Genomic DNA, 23,560 nt, shown 5'->3' with positions numbered 1-23,560 from the left:
AGTTTGCGAGAGCCTACGCTCTTGGGTGGTGCTCGCTATGTAGTTGTTTCAATCGTTCTGTTGCAACGTGAGTATAAATTTGCGTGGTAGACAAGTCACTATGTCCTAGCAACATCTGTACAACCCGCAGGTCGGCACCATAATTGAGCAAGTGCGTTGCAAATGCGTGTCTCAATACATGGGGTGAAAGCTTTTCACTATCAATCCCTGCAATCACAGCATAGTGCTTTATACGATGCCAAAAGGTTTGGCGAGTCATTTGTCTTGCACGTTTACTTGGGAAAACCACATCAGAGGTATTCTCCCCAAGTAACTCAGACCTGCCTTGCCGAAGAAAAGTTTCAATCCAATCGATGGCATTTTCGCCCATTGGCACCAACCTCTCTTTACCACCTTTACCTGTAACGCGAACTACACCTTGTCGTAAGCTGATGTTTTCCATCGTTAAGCTGACTAACTCAGTTACACGCAGGCCTGTAGCATACAGAAGTTCAAGCATGGCTTTATCACGAAGTTCCATCGCATCATTTGGATCCGGAGCATCTAACAGAGCATCAACTTGTTCTTCACTCAAGTCTTTAGGCAGACGCTTAGGTAATTTCGGGCTCACAAGCAGCGCACTCGGATCGTCAGCACGTACTTTTTCACGATGCAAGTATTGAAACAGGCGTCGAATCGCCGACAACATCCGCGCACGTGAAGTCTGCTTATACTCTTGGTCGACAAGCCAAGCTTGATATTCTTGTAAACCTGATAAGCTAATGAAATCTAGACGATAGTTATTATCAGTCATCCACTGCAACAGCTTGGTTAAATCATTTCGATAGGAGGCAAGCGTATTTTCTGACAACCCGCGCTCCATCCACATCGCATCCAGAAACTGTTCAACTATCCCTTGATCGGGAGACATTACTTCAGACACGCTAATCCTCGATTTATGATGATGGCCTCAATGTAAGTGTCATCGACCAATAAAGCCATAAAATTTCCCTCTTCCAGTGGATATTCGCTGCAAAGCTCGCCATTTTGTGGTTAGAATTCGCTATCGACTCCTTGGAAAGAAACAAAAAGTTATGAAAATCGGTCTATTTTACGGCTCAACCACTTGTTATACCGAAATGGCAGCAGAAAAAATGCGTGCGATTATCGGGGAAGATCTTATCGACCTCCACAATGTGAAAGAGACACCGCTGTCTTTAATGGCCGACTACGATTTGTTAATTCTGGGTATTTCAACTTGGGATTTTGGTGAAATCCAAGAAGATTGGAATGAGCTTTGGGATCAAGTGAGCGGACTTTCCCTGAATGGTAAAACAGTGGCACTGTTTGGCCTAGGTGACCAAGAGGGGTACGGAGAGTGGTATCTGGATGCAATGGGTATGCTACACGATGAGCTCAAAGCAACTGGAGCTAATTTCATTGGTTATTGGCCCAATGATGAAAAGTATGAGTTCGAAGCGTCAAAAGCACTGACTGAAGATGAGAGCCAGTTTGTTGGTTTAGCGCTAGATGAAGATTCTCAATATGAGCTCAGTGATGAGCGCATAGCCACTTGGGTAGAGCAAATCTTAGTGGAATATCAAGAAACACTGTAAGAGACAGTTTGAGCTAATTAAACATCGTCATTCCTGAGAGGGAAAGACGACCAAGTAGGGAATCTCTTAAAGCGATTAGAAACCTAAAGAGACTCCCTACTTGCTCCTTCGTCACACAATAAAATGACCACAGCCTCTCTAGTGCCAAATCAATCCCCTAGCCCACTCCTAAACCTCACCCAATCAAACACCAAACCAGGATCAGTTTTACGCAGCGGCGCAATATACTGATGGCCCGTAATTCGTGGCAAGGTAATCAACGAATACTGCTGCTGAATCTGCTTGGTTAACTCTGTCAATGCCCGGTATTGCGCATCGGTGTAGGCGAGATTGTCACACCCCTCAAGCTCAATACCAATCGAGTAGTCATTACACTTATCTCTTCCAGCGAAGCTTGATACTCCAGCATGCCACGCCCTACTGCTAAATGGGACAAACTGAACCACTTCTCCATCGCGCCGAATCAAGCAATGTGCAGACACTCCCATTTTGTGAATCACTTTAAAAAATGGGTGCGCGTCAGGGTCTAATGTTCCCGTAAAAAACTGCTCGATATACGGCCCACCAAACTGACCCGGTGGCAAACTAATGTTATGTACCACCAACAGCGAAATATCCGCTGAATCACTTCTTTGATCATAAAATGGCGAAGGTACATGCCTAGCACCACTATACCAACCTTGTGCATCAATCATGTTTTGGCCCATTGATTACAATTACTCCGCGATTTTAGCTTTTTGATAACTAAATGCGAGATTAATGGCTGAATTTCGTACCTAGTCATCGTATCATGCCCACCTCTTGTCCAACTGACTATTAGATTTGCGATGAAAAACACACACAATAGCCAAGAACGCCTTGAATATTTGAAGCAACAACTTCCTTTAGAAATCTCTCGCGCTGTCGCTGAGACAATCAAAGAAGATCTCGGTGGCACACTCGACCCTGCCGCTGATATTACCGCAAGTCTAATTCCTGCCGATGCACAAAATGAAGCGACCATTATCACTCGCGAACACGGGGTATTCTGTGGTCAGGCATGGGCAGATGAAGTCTTCAAGCAACTTGGTGGTGAAGTTACCATCGAATGGCATGTTCAAGATGGTGACAAAGTCGAACCGAATCAAGTACTTTGTTCACTGTCTGGCCCTTCTCGTGCTTTACTGACTGGTGAGCGCAATGCAATGAACTTTATCCAAACACTGTCAGGTTGCGCCACAATTACCGCTCAATACGCTGCGGAACTGGAAGGGACGGATTGCCGATTACTGGATACACGTAAAACCATTCCTGGCCTGCGCAGTGCACTGAAATACGCAGTCGCGTGTGGTGGTGGCTTCAACCACCGAATTGGGGTATTCGATGCTTATCTAATCAAAGAGAACCACATCATCGCCAATGGTGGCATTGCTCAAACCATTAAAACGGCCAAAGAGCTAAATCCGGGAAAACCTGTAGAGGTCGAAACAGAAAGCCTAGCAGAGCTACAAGAAGCGATTGATGCCGGCGCCGACATTATCATGCTAGATAACTTCACCACCGACATGATGCGTGAAGCGGTTAAATTAAACGCTGGTCGCGCAGCTCTTGAGAACTCAGGTAACGTCACTCTAGACACATTGCGTGAATATGCAGAAACTGGTGTAGATTACATTTCGGTTGGCGCATTAACAAAACACCTAAAAGCATTAGATTTATCAATGCGTTTTAAATAAAAAGCACCAAATGGTTATTGATAAAAACCTTTAATTATCAAATACTAAACAGAGATTTTTAAGTCTCTGTTTTTTATTTCCGTCCCCATACTAAGATTAAACCTTGCACTTGCTCGAATAGTTTTGCTGACCCAATGTAAGCAAACATCAACTTTCTCTCGCTCACTCGGAAAGCTCGGGTGAGAACATACCTACAACCCAGCATCCCTTTTATGCTCTCCAGCACATATCGCATTCACTTATGGAGAGAACAATGCAAAAGCAAAACCATCGTAAGGCAAAAGGCTTTACCCTTATCGAACTGATGATCGTCGTGGCAGTTATTGGTGTACTAGCCGCTATTGCGATTCCTCAGTACCAAAACTATGTCAAAAAAGGAGCATTAGGAACTGCACTTGCTTCAGCAACTGCATATAAGACTATTGCTGAAGATTCAATAGCGATGGAAGGTTCTTTCCCTGCAATTTCCCAAGCATTTGGAATAGGGACCATCACCGCTACTTCAGGAGCTATAGCTACAGGCTCTAATACCAACGATATCGTTGCCTCTATTACTAAGGGCTCGGGAAAAGGCCAACTAGTTACCTTAAAACGTAATTCTGATGGTAATTGGAATTGTACTGTTTCATCTGCTGTAAGTATTACAGGCTGTTCATAGTGCTAACCAACCTCCCCTCAATATTGCGCCAGGCCAACTTGTTAGACTCGGCGCAAGAACAACAGATTATTGAGTATGTTAGCGCCTCAGGCCAATCTACGCCTGAGGCGGTGATTGCATTAAACCTAATACATAACAATGAACTGGCTCAGCAGCTAGCTAACATCTTTGGCTTACCAGAAACCAATATCGATCAATACGACTACGCCCCACTCTGTCAACAATTGGGCCTGCGTGAACTGATCACTCGCTTTCAAGCATTGCCTCTCCATCGCAGTTCACAGCAGCTCATTGTAGCAGTTGCCGACCCAACCAACCTCGATATTGAAGATGAATTTCGCTTTGCCACAGGTTTAAGAGTCGAACTGGTTCTTAGTGATTTTAAATCCCTGCAAAGTGCTATTCGCCGCTTGTATGGGCGCACGCTCGAGACCAACCAAAACCACAATAAAGAGATCAACGAGCAGGAGTTGGCAAGCCTGGTCGATATCTCTGACGATGAAATCAGTCAAATCGAAGATCTTAGCCAAGATGATGCCCCTGTCAGTCGCTACATTAACCAGATCTTACTCGACGCAGTTAGAAAGGGAGCCTCTGATATCCATTTTGAACCTTATGAAGAGTCCTATCGAGTGCGACTGCGATGCGATGGTATTCTGATTGAAGTTCAGCAACCCGATCATCACCTTAGCCGACGCTTAGCGGCTCGAGTCAAAATTCTCTCTAAGCTCGATATTGCCGAACGTCGTTTGCCACAAGATGGTCGAATAAAACTCAAACTCGGCGCGCAAACAGCGATAGATATGCGAGTGTCCACATTACCGACCATGTGGGGAGAGAAGATCGTTTTACGCCTACTCGATAGCAGTGAGGCGAGCTTAAACATCGATACCTTAGGCTACAACGATCAGCAAAAGTCACAATACCTACAAGCTCTTAAAAAGCCGCAAGGTATGATCTTAATGACGGGGCCGACAGGCAGTGGCAAAACCGTCTCTCTCTATACTGGCCTGAAGATTTTGAACACTCCAGAAGTCAATATTGCGACCGCAGAAGATCCGGTAGAGATTAATTTGTCAGGTATTAACCAAGTGCAAGTTCAACCACAAATCGGCTTTGGTTTCGCCCAAGCTCTGCGCGCCTTTTTACGCCAAGATCCTGATATTGTGATGGTCGGTGAGATTCGCGATCTCGAAACCGCAGAAATCGCGGTAAAAGCAGCTCAAACAGGCCATTTAGTTTTGTCGACCTTACATACCAACTCTGCAGCAGAAAGCGTCATTCGACTCAGTAACATCGGTATTGCGCCTTTTAATATTGCCTCCTCACTCAGCTTGATTATTGCGCAGCGACTGGCTCGTAAGCTCTGCGTTCATTGCAAAAAAGCCGTGCCTTATCAAGACGAAAGTCTGCACCAATTGACACTACCAAAAGACGCTAATATTTATCAGGCGAATCCGAAAGGGTGCTCCGAATGCAACAATGGGTACTCAGGTCGCATTGGGATTTATGAGGTAATGACGTTCAATCGCCAACTTGCCCAAGCGGTCGCAGACGGTGCATCGATTCAACAAATTGAATCTGCTGCACAACAAAATGGCATGCAAACCTTAAAAGAGTCAGGTATTGAAAAACTCTGCCAAGGCATGACTAGCTTACAGGAACTACAGCGTGTGTTGTTCTTATAGTATGGAGCTGAAGCATTGAAGAAAAAGCATCCCCATCAGCTAAAAAGCTATCGCTGGAAAGGCATCAGTGCCAATGGAAAATCAGTTTCTGGCCAGTTCCTGGCGTTAAGCGAAACCGAAGTACGAGACAAACTCAAACAGCAACGTATCCAAGTCAAAAAACTGAAGAAACGAAATATTTCATTCTTCAATAAACTGACTCAACGCGTCAAAAGAAAAGATATTACTCTCTTAACCCGCCAACTCGCGACCATGCTAACTACTGGCGTACCACTCGTTCAAGCATTACAACTCGTCGCGGATAACCACAACAAAGCTGAGATGAAATCCATCTTGGCACAAATTGTTAAAAGCGTGGAGTCCGGCACTCCATTATCACGTGCGATCAGTGCTGCAAGCCACCACTTTGATTCACTCTATATTGATTTGGTTGCGACAGGTGAACAGTCTGGTAACTTAGCCGAAGTGTTTGAACGGATCGCACACTACCGTGAAAAATCAGAACAACTAAAAGCAAAGGTCATCAAAGCGCTGATCTACCCAAGCATGGTGGTATTGACCGCCTTGGCTGTTTCTTACCTTATGCTGACTATGGTAATCCCAGAGTTTGAGTCTATGTTTAGCGGATTTGGCGCCGATTTGCCTTGGTTTACTTCCCAAGTATTACACTTATCCCATTGGGTGCAGGCATACAGTGGCTTTGTTTTTCTTGCTTTACTCGCCGCTTTGTTCTCATTGCACATTGCTCGCAAACGATCATTTCGTATCAAGCTGATATCTAGTCGCGCCAGCTTAAAGATCCCAGTTGTCGGCACTATCATCAGCAAGGCCTCCATTGCAAAGTTCAGCCGAACACTGGCAACCAGTTTTAGTGCTGGTATTCCTATTCTTGCAGGGCTTAAAACCTCAGCTAAAACAGCCAACAATATCCACTATCAAAACGCTATTGCCCAAGTCCACAGCGATACCGCCGCTGGCATGCCTATGTATATCGCCATGCGAAACTCAGATACCTTTCCTGAAATGGTCTTGCAGATGGTGATGATAGGTGAAGAGTCTGGCAGCTTAGATGAGATGCTCAACCGCGTGGCAACCATCTATGAATTTGAAATCGATAGCACCGTCGATAACTTGGGCAAAATTTTAGAGCCAATGATCATCATTTTTCTCGGGGTCGTAGTCGGTGGGCTAGTTGTCGCGATGTATTTGCCAATCTTTAACTTAATGAGCGTGTTAGGATAGAATCACTGCAAATGAATTCTAAGGCGATATGAGTTTGATAGACCTGTTTTATTACTACCCGTGGTTATTCCCTACTTTTGCCACACTATTTGGTTTGATCATTGGTAGTTTCCTCAATGTGGTTATTCACCGATTGCCTAAAATGATGGAGCGAGAGTGGCGACAAGAGTGCGCAGAAAGCTTTCCTGAATACAAAATCACACCTCCAGAAGGGGCTTATAACCTTAGTGTTCCCCGTTCTACATGCCCAAGCTGTAACACTCCGATCCGTATCTTAGACAACATCCCACTTTTTAGTTGGTTGATGTTGCGAGGAAAATGTCGCAAGTGCAGCCACCCAATCAGTGCTCGCTATCCACTGGTAGAATTGCTCAGTGGCATCGCTTGCTTTGCAATCGCCAGTCAAATGGGATTTAGCTATTACGCGATTGCATTGATGGCGTTTACTCTGGTTCTTATTGCGGCGACTTTTATCGACCTCGACACCATGCTATTGCCCGACTCACTCACCTTGCCACTCACTTGGGCTGGTATCGCATTAGCACTATTGCAAATCAGCCCAATAAGTCTCCAAGATTCTGTGATTGGTGCCATGGCCGGCTACTTGGCTCTCTGGTCGGTCTATTGGCTGTTTAAACTGGTGACAGGTAAGGAAGGTATGGGTTATGGCGACTTTAAACTCCTAGCAGCCTTGGGCGCCTGGCTTGGTTGGCAGCAATTACCAATGATCATCCTTGGCTCATCACTTGTCGGTGTCGTCTTTGGCTTAATTCAATTACGTCTCAAAAAGCAAGGTATCGATAAAGCCTTCCCATTTGGCCCTTACTTAGCAATTGCGGGTTGGATAAGCATGATGTGGGGCGATCAAATCTGGAACTGGTACTTAACCCAACTTTTAGGATACTAACATGCCATTTGTCGTAGGATTAACCGGAGGGATTGCCAGTGGAAAAACCACGGTTGCCAACCTGTTTAATCAGCTATACAACATTGATATTGTCGATGCTGATATCGTTGCCAGAGAAGTGGTCGAGCCGAACAGTTCAGGGCTTAATGCTATTATAGATAAGTTTGGTCGAAGCATATTGCGAAACGATGGGACACTTGATCGCGCTAAACTTAGAGAGATCATTTTCGCTCATCCAGACGAAAAAGAGTGGCTCAATCAACTGCTCCATCCAATGATCAGAGCAAAGATGCTTGATGACCTCGATAAGACACGCTCAGAATACGCCTTATTGGTCATTCCTTTAATGGCAGAAAACGGGCTACAAAGCCTTGCTGACACCGTTATCGTGGTCGATGTCGAGGAAGAAACACAGCTAAGACGAACCATTGATCGCGATAATGTCGACCATAAACAAGCAAAAGCGATTCTGGCCTCTCAGGCAACTCGAGAGCAAAGGTTAGCAATCGCTGACCACGTGATTAAAAATGATACAGAAAACCAAAAACTTTTGCCTCAAATCACAGAATTACATCAAAAGTTCCTAGAAATGTGTAGGGAAGATCTGTGAGAATAAAGGAAGAGCCATTCACGACTGCATTTAAATGACCACTCATTACTTCGAACACCCATTGAATGAAAAAACACGCATCTACCTAAGAGTGGAAGCGTTACTTAATCAGTTGCGTTTGGCAGCCGATTTTGGTGACGATATGCAGCACTTAGTCTTTTATCGCTCACTGTTCGATCTGTTGGAAATTTTCGAACAAATCCAACTGAAAAGTGAATTGGCGAAAGATATTGAAAAACAGCGCCTGACCTATCGAGCTTGGCTCAATGTCGATGGCGTTGATCAAGAAATGCTGACAGGGATCTTGCGTGAAGTCGATACCGCACACAGCAAACTTATGGCGGCAGAACGTTTTGGTCAAAGTTTAAAAGAAGATCGTTTTCTTAGTGCGATTCGCCAACGATTTAATCTACCAGGCGGCTCTTGTTGCTTTGATTTACCCGCTCTGCATCATTGGTTGCACCTTCCTATTGCGCAAAAGCAATCTGATGCGAATCATTGGCTCAACTCACTACAACCACTCGCCGATGCTCTTAAGCTTTGGCTAAAACTGACTCGTGAAACCGGCCATTTGTCACCAAGAAGCGCTCAAGCAGGTTTTTATCAAAGTGATGCCGACGAGGCCAATATCCTACGTCTAGAAATCCCCATGGAGTTTGGCGTCTATCCGATGATCTCTGGTCATAAGAACCGCTTTGCCATCAAGTTCATTGAATTTGAATCAGGGCAAGCTTCAACTGCCAATATTGAATTCAAGTTAGCGGTGTGCAGCTAAGCTAAGCATACCTTACTATACTAGAAACCTATCTATTCCCTCTGACTAGAGAACAAGCATGTCGAAAATTACCATTGTTCCTTGCCCACAGTGTGGCAGCGACGTTAAATGGGGTGAGCAAAGCCCTTACCGCCCTTTTTGTAGCAAACAGTGCCAAATGATTGATTTTGGTGAATGGGCAGATGAAGAGAACAGCATCCCAGGCGCGCCTGATATGTCTGATTCAGATGGATGGTCAGAAGACCAATATTAAGTCGCCACTAACGAAGAGACGAAACCTTAAAGAGCTGATGTGAAAACATCGGCTTTTTTTCTTACCTAACTTTCTATATTTTAGAGCGATATGCGCAGGAGTATTTTACGAGAGCAAGAAGGAGGAACGGAGTTTACGCCAGTAAATGAGTACCGACGCCGACGCTATCGTGAAATACCACTAGCATAGTGCCTAAAATAAAAAAACGGAGCCACATGGGCTCCGTTTAATATGAGAACGCTAGTTATAGCATTACTTCTTAGCAAGTTTCTCTTTAATACGAGCTGACTTACCAGAACGCTCACGTAGGTAGTACAACTTGGCACGACGTACTGCACCACGGCGTTTAACTTCGATGCTATCAACGATTGGAGAGTGTGTTTGGAACGTACGCTCAACACCTTCACCGTTAGAGATCTTACGTACAGTGAAAGCAGAGTGTAGGCCACGGTTACGGATTGCGATTACAACGCCTTCAAAAGCCTGTAGACGCTCACGCTCACCTTCTTTTACCTTAACTTGAACTACAACAGTGTCACCTGGTGCAAATTTAGGTAGGCCTGATTTTAGTTGCTCTTCTTCAAGAGCCTTGATGATGTTACTCATTTTAATAAATTCCTAGAATAAACTGATACTTAATTAAATAGGTTACTGCTTACTTTTTACCAGAGCGATGCTCTTTAATAAATTCGGCCAGTAATTGTTCCTGTTCGTCAGTCAGAGCTAGGTTTTCCAGGAGTTCTGGTCTTCTTAGCCAAGTACGGCCCAACGATTGTTTTAATCGCCAGTGACGAATGTCCTTATGATTGCCTGACATCAGTACCGCTGGTACTTCTTTGCCATCCAACACTTCAGGACGCGTATAATGAGGGCAATCCAACAAACCATTCGCAAAAGAATCTTCCTCTGCTGACGCAAAATCTCCAAGTACACCCGGAATAAACCGAGATACAGAATCAATTAACGTCATGGCTGGTATCTCACCACCCGTCATCACAAAATCCCCAATTGACCATTCTTCGTCAACTTCGGATTGAATGATACGCTCATCTACCCCTTCGTAACGGCCACAAATAAGAAGCAAGTTCTCGTTCGTTGCCAGCTCTTCAACCCCTTGTTGGTCGAGTTTACGACCTTGAGGTGATAGGTAAATGACTTTCGTCTTACCCGGTGAGGCTTGTTTGGCTGTCTGAATAGCATCGCGCAAAGGCTGTACCATCATCAACATGCCAGGACCACCACCGTAAGGTCTATCATCAACAGTGCGATGTTTATCATGAGTGAAATCACGAGGACTCCATGTCTCAATAGATAAAAGACCTTTTTTAACCGCTTGACCTGTTACTCCAAAATCAGTAACAGAACGGAACATTTCAGGAAAAAGGCTAATTACGCCGACCCACATGTGTTCTCTCGCTCTGTAATTTTGGAATTAGAATCCAGGATCCCAGTCAACTTCGATCCGTTGAGCTTCGCGATCAATGTTTTTGATCACTTGCTCTTCAAGAAACGGGATTAATCGTTCCTTTTGCCCGAAAGCATCTTTTAGATTTGCTTTAATTACTAGAACATCGTTGGAGCCAGTTTCTAGCATGTCAGAGACAGTACCTAGATCGTAACCTTTATCAGTTACTACTTGCATTCCAATCAAATCACGCCAATAGAACTCGTCTGATGGCAATTCTGGTAATACCGCAGGGTCAATTGAGATTTCAAAATTTGTCAGTAATTGCGCTTCTTCGCGCACATCCAGACCTTCAAGCTTTACCACCAAACCTTTGTTATGGCGCTTCCAGCTCTCAGCTTTGTACTCAACCCACTGTCCACCTTGATTCACAAACCAAGGCGCGTAATCAAATATGCTTTCAGCATTGTCTGTGTAGGACAAAACTTTAAGCCAACCACGAATGCCGTAAGAAGCACCGAACTTACCCACAACAATCTTGTCTTCGCTCATCGTTTCATTACCTTTCATCGACATAAGCTAATTTCTTCTTTTAAGTAAGAATTAAGCCGCTTTTTGAGCGTCTTTAACTAGCTTAGCAACGCGGTCAGATAGAGATGCGCCTTGACCAACCCAGTGGTTAACGCGATCTAGGTCTAGACGTAGACCTTCTTCTTGACCTTGTGCAGTTGGGTTAAAGAAACCAACTTTCTCGATGAAACGGCCAGTTGCTGCATTGCGGCTGTCCGCTACTACGATTTGATAAAATGGACGCTTTTTAGCGCCGTGACGTGCCAAACGAATGGTTACCATGTCGTCCTCTTTGCTTTCTCAAAAATAAAATTAACCCCAGAAATCATTTATGACTCATAAACAATTTTGGGGCTCGTGCCAAAATAAAGCTCCGGAATTTTACTCTTATTCCGAAGCAATGCAAGGTCTTTAGCTATTTTTTCGCCAACTACTTTTTTTCTTCCAAAACAATCTGAGAGATCCAAGTTTGTGACTTAGCTAACACCTTGAATTTTCGTGTCTCAGGAGATTAGCGACCGAACGGATTAAAACCGCCACCCATACCGCCCATGCCACCCATCATGCCTTGCATATTGCGCATCATGCCTTTCATGCCACCCTTTTGCATTTTCTTCATCATCTTCTGCATTTGAGTGAACTGCTTAAGCAGGCGGTTAACATCTTGCACTTGGGTACCAGAACCCGCTGCGATACGTTTTTTACGAGAACCTTTGATTAGTTCTGGGCGTTGACGCTCTTTCATTGTCATCGAGTTGATAATTGCTTCCATCTGTTTGAACATCTTGTCGTCAACTTTATCTTTAACGTTGTCCGGCAAGTTGCTCATGCCTGGTAGCTTATCCATCATGCCCATCATGCCACCCATGTTTTGCATCTGACCAAGCTGCTCGCGGAAGTCTTCAAGGTCAAAACCTTTTTTCTCTTTGAACTTCTTCGCTAGCTTCTCAGCTTGCTCAGTATCGACGTTGCGTTGTAAGTCTTCAATTAAAGACAATACATCGCCCATACCAAGGATACGGGAAGCGACACGATCTGGGTGGAATGGTTCTAGCGCGTCAGTTTTTTCACCAACACCTAAGAATTTGATTGGTTTACCTGTGATGTGGCGAACAGATAGCGCAGCACCACCTCGAGCATCACCGTCGACTTTCGTCAGGATAACACCCGTTAGCGGCAGTGCATCGCCGAATGCTTTAGCCGTATTCGCCGCATCTTGACCTGTCATCGCATCAACAACAAACAGAGTCTCGACTGGTGTAATCGCAGAGTGAAGCTCTTTGATTTCACCCATCATTTGTTCATCGATCGCTAAGCGACCCGCCGTATCGACAACCAAGACGTCGTAGAACTTCTTCTTGGCGTGATCAATTGCAGCGTTAGCAATATCAATCGGCTTTTGGTCTGCAGATGATGGGAAGAAATCAACACCGATATCCGATGCTAACGTTTCTAACTGCTTAATAGCCGCAGGACGATAAACGTCGGCAGACACAACGAGAACTTTCTTCTTCTCGCGCTCTTTAAGCAATTTAGAAAGCTTACCTACCGATGTGGTTTTACCCGCACCTTGTAGACCCGCCATCAAGATAACAGCCGGTGGCTGCGCAGCTAGGTTCAGAGCCTCATTCGACTCCCCCATCACCGCTTCAAGTTCAGTTTGAACGATCTTGATGAATTCTTGGCCTGGAGTCAGAGATTTCGATACCTCAACACCCACAGCCGCTTCTTTAACGCGTTTAATAAAATCGCGAACAACAGGAAGTGCAACGTCTGCTTCTAGCAGCGCCATACGCACTTCGCGTAATGTATCTTTAATATTGTCCTCAGTCAGGCGACCTTTACCGCTGATATTTTTCAGCGTTTTGGACAATCGATCCGTTAAATTCTCAAACATCTTAAGTCTCTTACTTAGGCGGTTTACAAGAAGGCTCGCCCGTTAATTTTAGCGACAATTATTGTGATTATACCTTAGCCAACCCTTACTGGACACTGCCTTAATAACTTTTGACATCTCATGTCACGTAAATGAGGGAGATAAGTCATAGCTCAAGCTGTTGATGCAAGGTATAATTTGTTAAAAATCCACCAGCTTATAGAGAACTATGGACAACTTAATCGCCGTTGTTGCTGCAATACTCTATTTCTTAGCCATCGCGACAATCGTACCAGGACTTGTAAATCAAACTGGGATCAGAGCTAAGACCGTATTCATCAGCGCCTCATTAGCGCTCATTTTTCATGCCTGGTTACTCAGTGATTTAATTATTGAGACCTCGGGACAGAACCTGAGTATCCTCAATGTTGCCTCATTAATTAGTTTTATTATCTCGGTGGTCATGAGTGTGGCCATGCTCAAAACCCGGTTATGGTTTCTATTACCGGTGGTTTACAGCTTTTCTGCGATTAATTTAAGTGCAGCTGCTTTTTTACCAAGCACCTTTATCACGCACTTAGAGCAAGACCCTAAGCTGCTGATCCATATTTCTTTTGCTTTATTCTCTTATTCAACCTTAACTATTGGCGCACTTTACGCTCTGCAGTTAGCTTGGCTTGACCACAAATTAAAGGCAAAAAAAGCATTGGCCATTAACCCTAACTTACCGCCACTGTTAATGGTAGAAAGACAACTGTTCAATATCATTTTACTGGGTACCCTGCTTTTAACAGGGACTCTGCTAACTGGATTTGTCTTTGTTCAGGATATGTTTGCTCAAGGTAAAGCGCACAAAGCTATTCTCTCTTTTGTGGCTTGGTTGATCTATTCAACCCTGCTATGGGGCCATTACCAAAAAGGCTGGCGAGGACGTAAGATCACTTGGTTTGCGGTTGCCGGCGCTACACTATTAACCCTTGCCTATTTTGGCAGTCGGTTTGTACAAGAAATTATTCTTAGATAACAGTCAAGCTAAGGTGCATCAAATGCACCTTTCTTTTACAATACAATACACCCTATTCTAGATTGACTTAAACGATTAATTAGGTCATAAATTAACCAAACCCAACAAGGAAAAGATAAGCTTTGGACGACATATCAACGGGTATCTTATTTGCGCTACTCGCGTGTCTTATCGTAATTTCAGGATATTTTTCAGGTTCAGAGACAGGGATGATGGCTTTGAACCGCTACCGCCTAAAGCACTTGGCAAACAACGGTCATAAAGGTGCTAAACGAGTCGAAAAACTGCTCGACCGTCCAGACCGCTTAATTGGTCTTATCCTAATCGGCAATAACCTTGTTAACATCCTCGCCTCAGCTATTGCTACCATTCTTGGTATGCGTTTATATGGTGATCTTGGTGTGGCCATTGCGACAGGTCTTCTAACCTTAATCGTACTGGTTTTTGCTGAAGTGACTCCAAAAACACTTGCTTCTCTTTACCCAGAAAAAGTCTCCTACGCCAGCAGTATTGTACTAACGATTCTAATGAAGGTGCTCTCACCGTTAGTTATGTTGGTCAATATGATTACCAATGGTTTCATTCGACTATTAGGAATAAAGGCCAATCATGGCGCCGATGACCACTTAAGCTCAGACGAACTAAGAACAGTGGTAAATGAAGCCGGCACTCTTATTCCTCGCCGCCACCAAGATATGTTGATTTCTATCCTGGACTTAGAACATGTAACAGTTAACGACATTATGGTGCCACGTAATGAGATCACCGGCATCGACATTAATGATGACTGGAAATCCATTGTTCGCCAACTAACCCACTCACCTCACGGCAGAGTAGTATTATATCGAGATCAAATTGATGAAGTAGTCGGCATGCTACGCCTTCGCGAATCATATCGACTGATGCTCGAAAAAAACGAATTCACCAAAGAGACCCTGCTTCGTGCCGCCGATGAGGTTTACTTCATTCCTGAAAGTACACCGTTAAACGTGCAATTGCTGAAATTTCAGCGCAACAAGCAGCGTATTGGTCTTATTGTAGATGAATACGGCGACATTATTGGCCTTGTCACACTCGAAGATATCCTTGAAGAAATCGTCGGTGAATTTACCACCTCGATTGCGCCAAGCTTATCTGAAGAGATCACACCACAAGGAGATGGTAGCTTCTTGATCGAAGGTAGCGCCAATATTCGAGATATCAACAAAGGACTCAAATGGAAATTACCAACAGACGGTCCTAGAACTTTAAATGGCTTGATCTTAGAGCACTTAGAAGACATTCCGGAGAGTCACTTGAGCGTTCAGGTTTCTGGTCACCCAATGGAGATTGTTGAACTTGAAGAGAATCGTATCAAACTGGTCAAAGTCTTCCCTCCATTAGTTAAATAGCCCGCAAACAAAAAGCCTTGGCAATGCCAAGGCTTTCTTATCTTTACCGGCTTTAATCTATTCTTCCGTAACACTAAACAGATTTTCCATACTCAAGCCTTGCTTGATTAAGATCTCTCTTAAGCGACGTAAGCCTTCAACCTGGATCTGACGAACACGTTCACGTGTTAAGTTAATCTCTCGACCAACTTCTTCTAAGGTCGATGGTTCATAACCAAGCAAACCAAAACGACGCGCCAGTACTTCTTTCTGCTTAGGGTTAAGCTCGTCAAGCCAATGAATCAGAGAGTTTTTAATATCATCATCTTGAGTTGAGACTTCAGGGTCTGAGTTATTAACATCTGGAATAATATCCAACAATGCTTTCTCGCCATCACCACCAATCGGTGTATCAACCGAACTGATACGCTCATTCAGGCGCAGCATTTTGCTAACGTCATCAACTGGCTTATCAAGCTTAGACGCGATTTCTTCTGCTGTCGGCTCATGGTCAAGCTTTTGTGAAAGCTCTCGAGCAGTACGCAGGTAAATATTCAGCTCTTTAACGACGTGAATAGGTAAACGAATGGTTCGAGTTTGATTCATCAAAGCGCGTTCAATAGTTTGGCGAATCCACCATGTTGCATAGGTAGAAAAACGGAAGCCACGCTCTGGGTCGAACTTTTCAACGGCGCGAATAAGGCCTAAGTTACCTTCTTCGATTAAATCAAGTAATGCTAAACCACGATTGCTGTAACGGCGTGAAATTTTCACCACGAGGCGCAGGTTACTTTCGATCATGCGTTTTCGTGCTGCTTCGTCACCGCGTAGGGCTCGACGAGCATAAAGAACTTCTTCTTCTGCAGTAAGAAGTGGTGAAAAACCGATTTCCCCTAAATAAAGTTGGGTTGCATCTAGGCTTTTGGCTGAAGCGTCAAATTCTTCCTTATCTTTGCTCTCTTCAGCGGCTGTAGGTTTGGATGTAGGTAATTTTCGGTTAGATCGGAAACCTCCCGTGGTTTCTTTTTCTACGTCAAATTCTTCGACTTTCGTTGCTGCATTGCTGATACTCATAGCGCCTCCCCCTGGCGAGCTAGCAAGACATTACTACGTCTAATGTCGCTATTTTACCTTGTCAGTAAATTATTACGGTAAGTAGCGTTTTGGATTCACAGACTTACCTTGATAGCGAATTTCAAAGTGTAGGCGAACACTATTGGAACCAGAGCTGCCCATTGTGGCAATTTTTTGGCCTGCTTTTACACTTTGTCCTTCGTGTACTAGCAACCGGTCATTATGAGCGTAGGCGCTTAAGTAATTATCGTTATGTTTTACAATCACAAGATTTCCATAACCTCGTAACGCATTACCCGAATAAACGACGGTGCCACCTGCTGTTGATACTATTGGCTGACCTCGCTGTCCTGCAATGTCGATGCCTTTATTCCCTTGATCTCCAGCAGAGAAATTTTTAATCACTCTCCCCTTTGTCGGCCATAACCATTTGGAAACTTTGTTATTTTTCGGTTTGTCTGTACTGACAACCTTATTAACATTTTGTTTACCTGTAGGTTTAACATACTCCTTTGGTTTAGATTGTTCAACCTTCTTGGGCGGCTCTTTTTTAGCCACTTTTTGAGTATTTTGTGAACTAGGTGGCGTAACCTTTTGATTAGAGTTTTTGCTCGATTTGGTGGGTGGAGATACTGGAACTGGTGTCACAGCAACTACAGGCGCTCCCGCCCCAGTTCCGCCGTACGCTGGCGCGGTATAAGCCGGTTGCCATAGACGTAATTTCTGGCCCGGAAAGATCGTGTAAGGTGCAGTCAAGTCGTTGTAACGAATTATTTCCTTTACATCCTTATCTGTGATGTAGGCAATAAAATACAGCGTATCTCCCTTCTCGACTTCATAGTAGCTACCTCGATAACTACCACGAGAAACGGAATTGTAATCTTTCTTCAGCCCTGAGACAGGCGCAGGAGACTGAGCAGCACACCCGAACAGCACGCTACATATACCTATCATCAACAATGAATGAGATTTAACTGACATTTTTAAGCAAGATCACCCGCCACTAATGGGACAAAACGAACAACTTCAATAACTTCGGATAAGAATGTATCACCTTGACGGGTAATTTTCAGCAGTTGCTGATCTTCAGTACCGACTGGGATCACCATAATGCCACCTTCCGCCAGCTGCTCAAGCAAGGCTGTAGGTACAGACTCTGCGGCAGCTGTCACGATGATCGCATCAAACGGAGCTTTGGCAGCCCAGCCTTGCCAACCGTCACCATGTTTCGTCGATACATTGTAAATATCGAGCTGCTTCAAACGTCGTTTTGCTTCCCACTGTAAGGACTTAATCCGTTCAATCGAATAGACATGTTCTACCAGCTGGGCTAAAACAGCGGTTTGATAGCCTGAGCCAGTGCCGACTTCTAAGACTTTACTGGTACGATTAAGTTCCAGCGTCTCTGTCATTTTCGCCACAATGTAAGGCTGAGAGATCGTCTGCCCCTGCCCAATAGGTAAAGCATTATTGTCATACGCTTGATGCATCATCGCTTGAGAAACAAATTGCTCCCTTGGTAAGCAACGAACCGCATCTAAAACATGATTATCCTGAATGCCATTCGCAACAAGAAAGTGTATCAATCTATCTGCTTGCGGATTTGTCATCCTTATTGATCCTTTAACCAGTTATCCATACTTCTTAGTGACTCATGCGCCGTGAGATCTACTTGCAGTGGTGTTACTGAGACATAACCTTGGTCGACCGCATAGAAGTCAGTTCCTTCCCCCGCATCTTGCTCTTTACCAGGAGGCCCCAACCAATAAATATCATGACCTCGTGGATCTTGCTGCTTGATCATCGCCTCAGCGTGATGGCGCGCGCCTAATCGTGTCACAGCTGTCCCTTTAAGTTGCTCAAACGGTAAATCCGGCACATTAATGTTCAACAGTCGATTGGTTGGGATAGGCTTAACAAGGTGCTGCTCGACAATCTGTCTAGCGATTTTTCCTGCCGTAACGAAGTGTTGCTTACCTACAAGAGAGAAGGCCACCGCCTGAACGCCCAAGAAATGCCCTTCCATCGCAGCCGCAACAGTGCCAGAGTACAGCACGTCATCACCAAGGTTAGCACCATGGTTTATGCCCGTCAGGACTAAATCAGGTAGCGCGTCTTTCATTAACTCATTCAAAGCGAAATGAACACAATCGGTTGGTGTTCCCTGCACAGAATACACCTTGTCAGCAATCTCTGTAACTCGTAATGGCTGCTCTAAGGTTAGCGAGTTTGAAGCGCCTGAGCGGTTACGATCTGGAGCAACAATAGTGACTTCAGCGATATCTTGTAGAGATTCTGCTAACGCATGGATCCCTTGAGCATGAACGCCGTCATCGTTGCTAAGTAAGATCTTAAGCGCTTTATCTTCCATTAATAGACTCGCTCTACTTCAATCTCTTCAATCAACTCACGTACGATGGCCGTTGCAAAGCAGCCCGCATCTAATGAGAACTTCAACGTGACGCAATCGCCTTCCGAGATCCAGCTTAATTCTTGAGCTTTTAATGAGATGGCGCGGCGATCATGACGCATACGGTTACCGCAGATTAATGCCATTAAATCTGGCTCGGCATCAAGATGAGGCTGTTCCAGTTCTAATGCGCGAGCCTTCGTTGGCAATGCATTGTCACCAGCCATCGCTGCAGTGATATTCATTTCACTAGCAGAGACAGCTTGGTTCATCGCTTCTAGGTTAGCCGTATCGACCTGAGCTTGCTCTGAGCCAGCTTGTAATACGTCGCCTTCAACCACCTGAGTAAACAAATTCTGCTCAATGCGCTCAGAAAGGATATTGTTAAAAATCCAAGAGCGAGCGGCTGACAACAGCATACTGCGTTTATTCTGATTGCGAGTACGTACGTTCTCTTTACCCCAGCGGCGCGCTTCTTCTAAATTATTACCTTGATTACCAAAACGTTGGCTACCAAAGTAGTTTGGCACGCCTGTTTCCGCAATTGACTCTAGACGCTTAAGGACATCAGCGACATCGCTAACTTCAGACAATGTAACGCTAAATTGATTACCAGATAGCTCACCTGGGCGTAGCTTCTTGTTGTGTCGTGTTGTCTCTAGGATCTCTATGCTAGGATACTGCTTGAGGAATTCGCTGAAGTCCGGCATATCTCCTTTAGGCAAGTGAATACTTAGCCACTGCTCAGTCACAGCATGGCGATCTTTAAGACCAGCCCAGCTCACATCTTTAGATTTAACACCGCATGCCTTGGCTAACTCGTTCGCGACAAAACTGGTATTTTCACCGGTTTTGCGAATTCGAACCATTAAGTGCTCACCACTTCCTGCAAACTCATAACCAAGGATTTCATTCACTTGGAAATGTTCAGGTTGTGCTTTAATTTTGCCAGTGGCAGTCGGTTTACCATTTAGGTAAGCCAGTGAAGATAGAATGTCAGACATATCATGTTCCATTACGTGCGGCTCTATTTAGGGATAATAGACCACACATAACTGAGTTATTTTTTAATAAGTAATACTACCGCTTCAGTCGCGATACCTTCTTTACGCCCAGTAAAGCCTAGACGCTCTGTCGTCGTCGCTTTCACGTTGACGTTGGAGAGCTCTGTTTCTAAGTCTTGCGCGATCACTTGGCACATTGCTTCAATATGCGGTGCCATCTTAGGAGCCTGAGCCATAATCGTTACGTCAGCATTGCCCAGTACGTAACCTTGCTCTTTTACTCGACGGTAAACATCACGCAATAGATCGCGGCTGTCGGCCCCTTTCCATTCATCGTCGGTGTCTGGGAAGTGGCGGCCAATATCTCCGGCCGCAATAGCACCAAGTAAAGCATCGCATAAAGCATGTAAAGCAACATCACCATCTGAGTGAGCAATCAAGCCCTGCTCATAAGGGACAGCAACGCCGCCAATAATCACTGGGCCTTCGCCACCGAACTTGTGAACATCAAAACCGTGACCAATTCGAATCATAAATTATCCTTTATTACGCGTCAGATAAAACTCAGCAAGTGCCAGATCTTCAGGTTGAGTAATTTTTATATTATCGGCACTCCCCGCCACTAAAGCCGGGGATTCACCCAACCATTCTAGTGCCGAGGCTTCATCAGTAATCGCGACATTTTCAGCTAGTGCAGAAGATAACGCATGGGTCAGTTGCTCAGTTTTAAACATTTGTGGGGTAAGTGCATGCCACAGTGCTTCCCTTTCTACCGTATGGTCTATGCTTTGCTCTCGATTACCACGTTTCATCGTATCGCGAACGGGCGTTGCCAATATGGCACCGCATTGATGCGCTATCGACTCCGCAATAAGACGATCAATATCGGCCAATGCCACACAAGGCCTTGCTGCATCATGAACCATGACCCAATCAGACAGTTTATGCAAAGAGACATACTCTAAACCTGAAAGCACTGAGTCCGCACGCTCTTTACCGCCCGCAACACGAACAACATCAACACTTTGGCTAATAGATAATTCTGGGTAGTAAGGGTCTCCGTCACTGATCGCCACAATCACTTTCGAAATCGCAGGGTGTGAGAGTAATTTCTCGACAGTATGTTCCAGTACGGTTTGATGACCAATCGATAGATATTGCTTCGGACGATCAGCTTTCATGCGACTTCCAACTCCTGCGGCTGGAACAATCGCTACAATCGACAAACCATTAAGATCGGACATTTAATCATCCTCTCCAATAATACGGTAGAAAGTTTCTCCCTCTTTGATCATACCGAGCTCATGACGCGCTCGTTCTTCAATGGCATCAAGCCCTTGACGCAAGTCGTCAATCTCAGCAAACATTTCGTTATTACGAGTCTGCAAATTGCCATTTACTTGATGCTGGACTTCAATATCAGCATTGACCAATTGAAAATCAGAAACGCCGTTTTTGCCGAACCACAATTCAAATTGCAGCCAGCCTAAAACAATCAGAAGAGTCAGTGCAAAAATTCGCATAAGTTGATTCAAAGAAGAGAGATAAAGAAAGACCACATATATATCACAATGTCGCTGTAGGCGCGAGATTGGACTATGTGGCCTCAATAAAGATTATTCTGAAATGAGAGAAGTTACGCCATCATTAAGAAAGCAAACAAGCCAACACCTAGAATCAAACGGTAGATAACAAATGGTGTCATACCCATTCGAGAAATCAGCTTCAAGAAGAAGTGAATACAGATGTACGCACTAATAAATGAAGTAATAATACCTGTGAACAGATACCCAAAATGAATTGGCTCACCACTGGTCACCAGTTTTAGGCCTAGGTAACCGCCTGCAAGCAAAATAATTGGAATCGACATTAAGAAAGAGAAACGTGCGGCAGCTTCACGGGTGAACCCCAAATAAAGGGCTGCGGTAATCGTTGCGCCAGAACGAGATGTACCTGGAATTAATGCCATCGCCTGCGCTAAACCAATAAAGACCGCTTTTTTCCAATCCGCTTGATACTCATCAGCAGCCAGTTTTGCGTTTTTGTCGACGTACCAAAGCAGCAAACCAAAAACGATAGTCGTGGTCGCAATTACCCAAGCGCTACGTAGGTAGATCTCAATCAAATCCTTCATAAACAAGCCCAGTATACAAGCTGGGATAGTCGCGATAAGAATCATCCACGCCAATTTCGCTTCTTTACTGCGATCGCCTTTGAAGATAGAGGCAAAAAATGCAGTGAGCAGAGAAACCACCTCTTTTCTAAAATAAATCATTACCGCCGCTAACGTACCAACGTGCACAGCAACATCAAATGCTAAGCCTTGATCTTCCCAACCGAGAATAGCTGAAGGTAAAATTAAATGCGCCGAACTCGAAATCGGCAAAAACTCGGTTAAACCTTGGATCAAAGCCAAAACAAACGCTTCAAAGTAACTCATTACAATTCCACTAAAATTATTAATTAAACCAACATGGTATTGGCACTAAAGAAGATTCAAAACTCGATTGCTGCCAAATCTGGGCAATGGTTCTACCATCATTTGGCACAACCAATTCAGGACAGAGGTCCATTAATGGCTGCAAAACAAACTCATATTTATAAATATCGCGACGAGGGAGTTCTGGCTGTGAGCAGGAGATATGTTGACCGAAAAGAACAATATCCAAATCAATGGTTCTTGCCTCAAACTTGCTCGCGTCCACTGCGCGGCCCCATTTGAGCTCAATATCACGTAGCTGTCGTGCAAAATCCGCTAAATTTAGCGCGGTTTTCATTTCTACGACAAGATTGTAAAACGCATGACTATCAAAGCCGATCGCTTCGCATTCATAGATAGTCGATACTCGAACATCGCTTCCTATCGCGCGAAGCTCCGTGATTGCTGCTTCTATATGTTTATGTCGCTCAATATTGGATCCGATTCCAATATATGCCGTTGTCATGCAGTGCCTCGCTCAATCACGACACCGACGCCTTTAGCCTGAGGTACAGCACCCGGTTTCGTTAAGCGGATCTTAATCCATGGCACAGAGAATCGAGCCATAATCAGCTCAGCAATCTCTTCTGCAACGCGCTCAACAAGCAGGAATCGCCCACCTTCAATATGCTCTAATACCGCTTGGCTAACTTGAGAGTAATCAAGCGCATCAACAACATCATCACTTTTTCCCGCAGGACGGTTATCGTGGGCCATTTCAATATCAAGCACGAGTTTTTGCTTAATCTCTTGCTCCCAATCGTAGACACCAATCGTAGTAATTACTTCTAGCTGCTCGATAAATACTTTATCCATGCGTTACTTCCTTTAGAGGTCGGATACCCAATTTTGACAAAAAGTCGTACTATTCGTTTGCCCGAAGCAGTATTGTTGACGCAGGCAAG

29 protein-coding genes are annotated in these 23,560 nt (G+C 44.6%); 11 read left to right on the top strand and 18 right to left on the bottom strand.

Translation table 11 applies throughout. From position 1 onward, the window contains the following. Window positions 1–13: 13 nt before the first annotated feature. Window positions 14–910, bottom strand: coding sequence for a site-specific tyrosine recombinase XerD (xerD, locus tag GVO60_RS15540; RefSeq protein ID WP_159655837.1), 897 nt, complete (start codon window positions 908–910; stop codon window positions 14–16). 163 nt (window positions 911–1,073) lie between these two features. Here xerD and fldB point away from each other — a divergent pair, with 163 nt between their 5' ends. Continuing rightward, window positions 1,074–1,595: a flavodoxin FldB gene (gene fldB / locus GVO60_RS15535; protein ID WP_159655614.1), complete on the top strand. Its 522-nt coding sequence runs from the start codon at window positions 1,074–1,076 to the stop codon at window positions 1,593–1,595. Window positions 1,596–1,744: 149 nt separating this feature from the next. Here fldB and ampD read toward each other — a convergent pair whose 3' ends face one another. Further along, window positions 1,745–2,290, bottom strand: coding sequence for a 1,6-anhydro-N-acetylmuramyl-L-alanine amidase AmpD (gene ampD, locus GVO60_RS15530; protein WP_159655612.1), 546 nt, complete (start codon window positions 2,288–2,290; stop codon window positions 1,745–1,747). A 132-nt stretch (window positions 2,291–2,422) separates the two neighbouring features. Between ampD and nadC the strand changes: the two genes are divergently transcribed. From nadC to yacG, 8 genes are all read left to right on the top strand, one after another. Continuing rightward, complete coding sequence (nadC, locus tag GVO60_RS15525) at window positions 2,423–3,310, top strand: carboxylating nicotinate-nucleotide diphosphorylase (RefSeq protein WP_159655610.1); 888 nt, start codon at window positions 2,423–2,425, stop codon at window positions 3,308–3,310. 253 nt (window positions 3,311–3,563) lie between these two features. Further along, window positions 3,564–3,968: a pilin gene (locus GVO60_RS15520; protein WP_159655608.1), complete on the top strand. Its 405-nt coding sequence runs from the start codon at window positions 3,564–3,566 to the stop codon at window positions 3,966–3,968. Then, entirely contained in the window at window positions 3,968–5,656 is a 1,689-nt protein-coding gene (gene pilB, locus GVO60_RS15515; protein WP_159655606.1) for a type IV-A pilus assembly ATPase PilB, read from the top strand. Before GVO60_RS15520 ends, pilB begins: the two co-directional genes overlap by 1 nt. A gap of 15 nt (window positions 5,657–5,671) precedes the next feature. Next, the gene (locus tag GVO60_RS15510; RefSeq protein ID WP_159655604.1) at window positions 5,672–6,898 is read left to right on the top strand and encodes a type II secretion system F family protein; all 1,227 of its coding nucleotides are present in this window, start codon (window positions 5,672–5,674) and stop codon (window positions 6,896–6,898) included. Between the two features lie 37 nt (window positions 6,899–6,935). Continuing rightward, window positions 6,936–7,805 carry a prepilin peptidase gene (locus GVO60_RS15505; RefSeq protein ID WP_159655835.1) on the top strand — a complete coding sequence of 290 codons (870 nt, stop codon included), beginning with the start codon at window positions 6,936–6,938 and terminating at the stop codon, window positions 7,803–7,805. A 1-nt stretch (window position 7,806) separates the two neighbouring features. Continuing rightward, complete coding sequence (gene coaE / locus GVO60_RS15500) at window positions 7,807–8,415, top strand: dephospho-CoA kinase (protein ID WP_159655602.1); 609 nt, start codon at window positions 7,807–7,809, stop codon at window positions 8,413–8,415. Between the two features lie 34 nt (window positions 8,416–8,449). After that, complete coding sequence (gene zapD, locus GVO60_RS15495; RefSeq protein WP_159655600.1) at window positions 8,450–9,190, top strand: cell division protein ZapD; 741 nt, start codon at window positions 8,450–8,452, stop codon at window positions 9,188–9,190. A 58-nt stretch (window positions 9,191–9,248) separates the two neighbouring features. Beyond that, complete coding sequence (yacG, locus tag GVO60_RS15490; RefSeq protein ID WP_159655598.1) at window positions 9,249–9,443, top strand: DNA gyrase inhibitor YacG; 195 nt, start codon at window positions 9,249–9,251, stop codon at window positions 9,441–9,443. 252 nt (window positions 9,444–9,695) lie between these two features. Here yacG and rplS read toward each other — a convergent pair whose 3' ends face one another. The 5 genes from rplS to ffh all read right to left on the bottom strand — a co-directional run bounded on the left by rplS (window position 9,696) and on the right by ffh (window position 13,315). Further along, window positions 9,696–10,049, bottom strand: coding sequence for a 50S ribosomal protein L19 (gene rplS / locus GVO60_RS15485; protein WP_159655596.1), 354 nt, complete (start codon window positions 10,047–10,049; stop codon window positions 9,696–9,698). Between the two features lie 49 nt (window positions 10,050–10,098). Then, window positions 10,099–10,848 (bottom strand): tRNA (guanosine(37)-N1)-methyltransferase TrmD, encoded by a 750-nt coding sequence (gene trmD / locus GVO60_RS15480; RefSeq protein WP_159655594.1) that lies wholly within the window; start codon window positions 10,846–10,848, stop codon window positions 10,099–10,101. 27 nt (window positions 10,849–10,875) lie between these two features. After that, window positions 10,876–11,424, bottom strand: a complete 549-nt coding sequence (gene rimM, locus GVO60_RS15475; protein ID WP_159655592.1) for a ribosome maturation factor RimM — start codon at window positions 11,422–11,424, stop codon at window positions 10,876–10,878. A 27-nt stretch (window positions 11,425–11,451) separates the two neighbouring features. Further along, window positions 11,452–11,700, bottom strand: coding sequence for a 30S ribosomal protein S16 (rpsP, locus tag GVO60_RS15470; RefSeq protein ID WP_004410028.1), 249 nt, complete (start codon window positions 11,698–11,700; stop codon window positions 11,452–11,454). Window positions 11,701–11,929: 229 nt separating this feature from the next. Further along, window positions 11,930–13,315 carry a signal recognition particle protein gene (ffh, locus tag GVO60_RS15465; protein WP_159655590.1) on the bottom strand — a complete coding sequence of 462 codons (1,386 nt, stop codon included), beginning with the start codon at window positions 13,313–13,315 and terminating at the stop codon, window positions 11,930–11,932. A gap of 208 nt (window positions 13,316–13,523) precedes the next feature. Between ffh and GVO60_RS15460 the strand changes: the two genes are divergently transcribed. Together GVO60_RS15460 and GVO60_RS15455 are read left to right on the top strand one after the other, a co-directional pair. Beyond that, a complete protein-coding gene (locus GVO60_RS15460) occupies window positions 13,524–14,318 on the top strand; it encodes a cytochrome C assembly family protein (protein WP_159655588.1) in 795 nt (264 codons plus the stop codon). A gap of 122 nt (window positions 14,319–14,440) precedes the next feature. Beyond that, complete coding sequence (locus GVO60_RS15455; protein ID WP_159655586.1) at window positions 14,441–15,709, top strand: HlyC/CorC family transporter; 1,269 nt, start codon at window positions 14,441–14,443, stop codon at window positions 15,707–15,709. A 57-nt stretch (window positions 15,710–15,766) separates the two neighbouring features. On the opposite strand, the gene rpoS is transcribed toward GVO60_RS15455, so the two are convergent. The 11 genes from rpoS to folB all read right to left on the bottom strand — a co-directional run bounded on the left by rpoS (window position 15,767) and on the right by folB (window position 23,471). Continuing rightward, window positions 15,767–16,762 (bottom strand): RNA polymerase sigma factor RpoS, encoded by a 996-nt coding sequence (gene rpoS, locus GVO60_RS15450; RefSeq protein WP_159655584.1) that lies wholly within the window; start codon window positions 16,760–16,762, stop codon window positions 15,767–15,769. A gap of 72 nt (window positions 16,763–16,834) precedes the next feature. Beyond that, the gene (gene nlpD / locus GVO60_RS15445; protein WP_159655582.1) at window positions 16,835–17,743 is read right to left on the bottom strand and encodes a murein hydrolase activator NlpD; all 909 of its coding nucleotides are present in this window, start codon (window positions 17,741–17,743) and stop codon (window positions 16,835–16,837) included. Window positions 17,744–17,745: 2 nt separating this feature from the next. After that, a complete protein-coding gene (locus tag GVO60_RS15440; protein WP_159655580.1) occupies window positions 17,746–18,372 on the bottom strand; it encodes a protein-L-isoaspartate(D-aspartate) O-methyltransferase in 627 nt (208 codons plus the stop codon). A gap of 2 nt (window positions 18,373–18,374) precedes the next feature. Next, a complete protein-coding gene (gene surE, locus GVO60_RS15435) occupies window positions 18,375–19,133 on the bottom strand; it encodes a 5'/3'-nucleotidase SurE (RefSeq protein ID WP_159655578.1) in 759 nt (252 codons plus the stop codon). After that, window positions 19,133–20,176, bottom strand: a complete 1,044-nt coding sequence (gene truD / locus GVO60_RS15430; protein ID WP_159655576.1) for a tRNA pseudouridine(13) synthase TruD — start codon at window positions 20,174–20,176, stop codon at window positions 19,133–19,135. Before truD ends, surE begins: the two co-directional genes overlap by 1 nt. A 56-nt stretch (window positions 20,177–20,232) precedes the next feature. Further along, entirely contained in the window at window positions 20,233–20,709 is a 477-nt protein-coding gene (gene ispF, locus GVO60_RS15425) for a 2-C-methyl-D-erythritol 2,4-cyclodiphosphate synthase (RefSeq protein ID WP_159655574.1), read from the bottom strand. 3 nt (window positions 20,710–20,712) lie between these two features. Further along, the gene (ispD, locus tag GVO60_RS15420; protein WP_159655572.1) at window positions 20,713–21,420 is read right to left on the bottom strand and encodes a 2-C-methyl-D-erythritol 4-phosphate cytidylyltransferase; all 708 of its coding nucleotides are present in this window, start codon (window positions 21,418–21,420) and stop codon (window positions 20,713–20,715) included. Further along, entirely contained in the window at window positions 21,421–21,699 is a 279-nt protein-coding gene (gene ftsB / locus GVO60_RS15415; RefSeq protein WP_159655570.1) for a cell division protein FtsB, read from the bottom strand. Between the two features lie 113 nt (window positions 21,700–21,812). Next, on the bottom strand, window positions 21,813–22,616 hold the full coding sequence (locus GVO60_RS15410; RefSeq protein WP_159655568.1) for an undecaprenyl-diphosphate phosphatase: 804 nt from the start codon (window positions 22,614–22,616) through the stop codon (window positions 21,813–21,815). 19 nt (window positions 22,617–22,635) lie between these two features. Continuing rightward, the gene (folK, locus tag GVO60_RS15405; RefSeq protein ID WP_159655566.1) at window positions 22,636–23,121 is read right to left on the bottom strand and encodes a 2-amino-4-hydroxy-6-hydroxymethyldihydropteridine diphosphokinase; all 486 of its coding nucleotides are present in this window, start codon (window positions 23,119–23,121) and stop codon (window positions 22,636–22,638) included. After that, on the bottom strand, window positions 23,118–23,471 hold the full coding sequence (gene folB / locus GVO60_RS15400) for a bifunctional dihydroneopterin aldolase/7,8-dihydroneopterin epimerase (RefSeq protein WP_159655564.1): 354 nt from the start codon (window positions 23,469–23,471) through the stop codon (window positions 23,118–23,120). The genes folK and folB overlap by 4 nt, the downstream gene beginning before the upstream one ends. Between the last annotated feature and the right edge of the window lie 89 nt (window positions 23,472–23,560).

It is taken from the genome of Vibrio atypicus, assembly GCF_009811315.1.
Taxonomy (GTDB): domain Bacteria; phylum Pseudomonadota; class Gammaproteobacteria; order Enterobacterales; family Vibrionaceae; genus Vibrio; species Vibrio atypicus.
This window is presented reverse-complemented; position numbering and strand designations above follow the sequence as displayed.